At 55.2% G+C, this 3,909-nt stretch carries 5 protein-coding genes and 1 pseudogene; 3 read left to right on the top strand and 3 right to left on the bottom strand.

The features are described from left to right. Positions 1-231: IS1 family transposase (locus QZ506_RS06230; protein ID WP_291969826.1), on the top strand; the 231-nt coding region annotated here is incomplete at its 5' end. Positions 232-590: 359 nt separating this feature from the next. Then, a complete protein-coding gene (gene tusA / locus QZ506_RS06225; RefSeq protein WP_291969824.1) occupies positions 591-833 on the top strand; it encodes a sulfurtransferase TusA in 243 nt (80 codons plus the stop codon). A 22-nt stretch (positions 834-855) separates the two neighbouring features. Here tusA and QZ506_RS06220 read toward each other — a convergent pair whose 3' ends face one another. Further along, positions 856-3,189, bottom strand: a complete 2,334-nt coding sequence (locus tag QZ506_RS06220; RefSeq protein WP_291969830.1) for a zinc/cadmium/mercury/lead-transporting ATPase — start codon at positions 3,187-3,189, stop codon at positions 856-858. Here QZ506_RS06220 and QZ506_RS06215 point away from each other — a divergent pair. Continuing rightward, positions 3,112-3,279, top strand: coding sequence for a hypothetical protein (locus tag QZ506_RS06215; RefSeq protein WP_291969832.1), 168 nt, complete (start codon positions 3,112-3,114; stop codon positions 3,277-3,279). The two genes, QZ506_RS06220 and QZ506_RS06215, sit on opposite strands and share 78 nt — an antisense overlap. Here the strand turns inward: QZ506_RS06215 and QZ506_RS06210 are convergent, their stop codons facing one another. Both QZ506_RS06210 and QZ506_RS06205 read right to left on the bottom strand, forming a co-directional pair. Beyond that, positions 3,280-3,525, bottom strand: a complete 246-nt coding sequence (locus QZ506_RS06210; RefSeq protein ID WP_291969828.1) for a lysoplasmalogenase family protein — start codon at positions 3,523-3,525, stop codon at positions 3,280-3,282. It lies immediately after the preceding gene. A gap of 75 nt (positions 3,526-3,600) precedes the next feature. Then, a pseudogene (locus QZ506_RS06205) lies at positions 3,601-3,768 on the bottom strand (transposase); the annotation flags it as partial. Positions 3,769-3,909 lie beyond the last annotated feature (141 nt).

Here is a 3,909-nt window from a genome sequence, read left to right as displayed (position 1 = left end):
GTTACCGTCGTCAGTCATGCAAACACGGATGGCTACAGGGCTTACAACGACGAACTTCCAAAAGTAAAACACATTGTTAGCAAGCTGTATACACAGCGTATTGAGCGTGCGCATCTGACACTGCGTAACCGATTGCAACGGCTCAATCGCAAGATGCTCGGATATTCAAAATCATCCGAAATGCACTATAGGATCATCGGTACTTACATCGAACGCGAGTACTACGTTTGATGCTACATCAACTCATTGAATACACGACCAGCCGCTGCTGGGCGGTAAAATGAAACATGGCTATGTGACCTTTTTAGTGATTGGGGTGAGGGAACCCCAAGTGGTACCGTTAACAATGATATTATGGCACGTAATTCATGCTACTTATTCAATGCGGCTGATACAGGGATCAATGCGACTGACACAAGGAGCAGCGCGCGGCACGATACGCTGTTAGGTGGGGATTGCAATGGTGAGTTTATGCGCAATCGATATCGTAGGTTGCGCAGGAAAATCTGCGGCGTAAACTAGGGCGGTTTTGATGGCTGCCACACTGTGCGGTCGTTATCTATGCCCTTATGCCATTACCGAGAATAATGATGACCGACACCTTCACCAACCCGGATAAAAACCTCGATGCACAGGGGCTGCGCTGCCCGGAACCGGTGATGATGGTGCGTAAAACCGTGCGTCAGATGGAGACGGGGCAGACGCTACTTATTCTGGCGGATGACCCGGCAACCACGCGCGATATACCGGGCTTTTGTGTCTATATGGAGCACGAGCTTCTGGCACAGGAGACGGAATCTCTGCCCTACCGCTATCTCCTGCGCAAGAAGTAGCTTTTTACCGTTATCCGGCGTCTTATGGTTTTTCGCGGCGCAATAAGCGCAGTGCATTGGCGGTTACCAGCGCCGTGGCACCGGAATCAGCCAGCACGGCGAGCCACAATCCGGTGATCCCCAACAGGCTGGTCACCAAAAAGATGGCTTTCAGCCCCAGCGCCAGCGTGATGTTTTGCCGGATATTGTTGCGCGTGGCGCGCGAAAGCCGAATCATGCACGCCAGTTCGCTTAGCCGATTATGCGTGAGCGCCGCATCGGCGGTTTCCAGCGCAACGTCGCTGCCCCCACCCATGGCAATGCCGATAGCTGCCGATTTCATCGCTGGCGCATCGTTAATGCCATCGCCCACCATCGCCGTCGGATGGATCTGGTTCATTTCGCGCACGGCATCGACTTTGTCGGCGGGCAGTAGACCCGCTTTATAGTCAATGCCCAGCGTCGCCGCGATGGCTGCCGCCGAACGCGGATTATCACCGGTGAGCATGGTGCAGCGAATTCCCAACGTGCGTAGTGCTTCAATCGCTTTCTGAGTATCCGCCCTCAAGGTGTCACGCAGCGCCAGCAAGCCAATGATGTGCGTTTCTTCCTGTACCACCACCACGGTTTTTCCGTCGCTTTCCAGGATGTGAATCTGATTGCGCCAGTCTGCGTCGAGTGCCTCGGGTGCGATTTTAGCGGGTGCTTTGACGCTGATGGTTTTGCCTGCGATAATGCCCTCAACCCCCACGCCAACCAGCGCACGCTGTGCCGTTGCCACCGGCAGCATCGGGGCAACCGTGCGGGCATGCTGGACAATTGCTTTCGCCAGCGGGTGGTGTGAACCCGCCTCGATCGCCGCCGCGCGTGCCAGCAACGCAACCTTGCTCACGCCCTGCGCGGGTATCGCATCTGTCACCTGGTGTTTGCCCTGTGTCAGGGTGCCGGTTTTGTCGAAAGCGATGGTATTGGTGGTGCCCAGAATCTCCAGCGCCGCGCCGCCTTTGATTAGCGCGCCGCGCCGGGCAGCGGCTGCTAAGCCGGATGTGATGGCCGCCGGGGTGGAAATCACCAATGCACAGGGGCAGCCAATCAGCAACAGAGTCAGCCCGCGATAAATCCACTCCTGCCACGGCGCACCAAATAGCAGTGGCGGCACCACGATGGTCGCCGCGGCAAGCAGCATGACGGCCGGGGCGTAATAGCGGCTAAAGCGATCGAGAAAACGCTCTATCGGCGCACGGTGGCTCTCGGCTTCTTCAATCAAATGCAAAATACGGTCGATGGCACTGTTGCCCGGTTCGGATATCACGCGCAACTGTATCAGGCGATCGACGCTCAGGATGCCTGCTGAGACCTTGTCACCCTGCTCACGCTCTACCGGCAGGGATTCCCCGGTCAATGCGCTTTCATCAAAGCTGGCATGGGGAACCAGCAGTTCGCCATCGGCGGGCAATCGGCTGCCAGGTGCCACTTCGATCACATCGCTGGGTTGCAGTGCGGCAATGCTGACCTGAGTACGCTGACCAGCACGGATCACCGTTGCGGTTTCTGGCATCAACGCCATCAACGCGCTGACACCGCGACGGGCGCGCTGTGCGGCGTAGGCTTCTAGGCGCTCTCCCAGCATAAACAGCAAAATCACCATGGTGGCTTCGCTGGTAGCACCAATCAACAAGGCACCCAGCGCGGCGACGCTCATCAGCGTTTCGATGGCAAAGGGCGTGCCGCTGCGAATCAGTTTAGTCGCCTGTGAGAGCAGCGGCATCAACCCCAGCAGTGTGGTGGCGATAAAGGCTATCTCTGAAGCGCTAGGCGAAAACAGCGAAAGTATCCCGCTGGCTGCGGTCAACACCGCAAACAGAATGAGAAAACCGTGTTCACGCAGGATACGGCGTAAAGGCGTTTCGGCAGGGGTGGATGATGTTGGGACGGTTGCGCCAGGGGACGTGTCTTGCCAGGTAAACCCAGCGAGAGCTATGACGCGTTGAATCTGTGTACGAATATCGGATTGTGCATCAACAATAAGTTTTTCAGTGGCGAAGCGAACGCTTGCTTGAATAACGCCGGGAAGCGTGGTGATAGCGTTTTCGATCTTTTTGGCGCAACTGGGACAATCCATCCCACGGATGATCCAACTGAAGCGCACACCGGAAGCGGGTGGGGTGTCGCTGCCGTCGGGGTCGCCGGAATCGCCGCTCTCTCCGCCGTCAGACGCGCTGTGTTCCGCACCTGGTGTGGTGCCGCATGCAGAGAGGGTTGTAGTGTTGTGTTTCACCGCGCAGCAGCTGCGATCAGCATGGCTACTGTGCTGCGCATGGCGCTGGCAGCAAGCGTTGGCACCATGATCGTGGTGAGTGTGGTGATGAGAATGCATCATGGTCTCCTGTTTGATGATAGTGGTTCTCATCCACGACTTTATCACTGCTGCCAGTATCTGCACAGCGCTTTTGATATTCAGCACTGATTAAAAATAGAGCGCTCTTACGATTAAAAAATGGCCCGCGAAATAGCTGGCAGCCACCATCGCCTGATGGGCACGAAACGGAAAGCGATAATGGTGAATCAGCCAGACGCCGTGGGCGATAAACAGCAGTACGCTGCCCGCAAAACAGGAGAGATTATTACTGCTGCCAAGCACAAAGTACTGTTCCCCGGCAACCCACACCATGACTGCATTCATTGCGACAAATGCCACGACCGGCCAGCACAGGGTGTCGAGTCGTGATCACAGGATGGGGTCGTGTATTCAATGAGTTGATGTAGAATAAACTCATTGAATACACGACCAAAAATTGAATATTGCATCCCGAAAATCGCGGGTATTCTCAAAATAGCGATTATTCCGTGCATGCTCATTCATCACTTTCCACAGGCGTTCTATCGCGTTCAGATTCGAACTGTAAGGCGGTAAATAGTGAAGCTCTATGTTCACGACAAAGGCCCAATCCTTAATTGTACTAGCTCAGACCTGATCTGACAGTTACCGATTATTTATACAGATGTCTGTCAGATTACATCTGGTTCAGATTCTTTTCTGCCCAGATCCGTTTTCCATCGAGTAAAGTGGCCATCGGCGTACGCCCGCAGCACGTTT

Source organism: Candidatus Symbiopectobacterium sp. (genome assembly GCF_020054415.1).
Lineage (GTDB): Bacteria > Pseudomonadota > Gammaproteobacteria > Enterobacterales > Enterobacteriaceae > Symbiopectobacterium.
This window is presented reverse-complemented; position numbering and strand designations above follow the sequence as displayed.